Raw genomic sequence first — 291 nt, 5'->3', positions numbered from 1 at the left:
GGTGTAAAACTCATCCTTTTGGTTGTTTTTTTTAGTGTATTGAATATTAGGTATTTTAATATAATTATATTTATATTTAATCCCAAATTTTATTGCATCATTATATTTTAACTTAACTAGAGTTTTTGAATGCAAATTGTTTGGAAAATAATCATCTAGATTAATTTCAAAAAACCCATTATAATTAAAACTATAATCAAAATAATCCACAAAATAACTACCTCTTTTTTCAAATCCCATGTCAAATATTTCTTTTTCGTATTTTTTGCTTAATTCGTCATTTAAATTTAT

Annotated in this window: 1 pseudogene; it reads right to left on the bottom strand. The window is 21.0% G+C overall.

What is annotated here, in order from left to right:
- Positions 1-291, bottom strand: a pseudogene (locus CAMP5053_RS08500) (hypothetical protein); the annotation flags it as partial.

The sequence above is a fragment of the Campylobacter sp. S4:11 genome (genome assembly GCF_024723695.1).
GTDB lineage: Bacteria > Campylobacterota > Campylobacteria > Campylobacterales > Campylobacteraceae > Campylobacter_D > Campylobacter_D jejuni_C.
The sequence above is the reverse complement of the archived record's forward strand: the minus strand, read 5'-3'. Positions and strand labels throughout refer to the sequence as shown.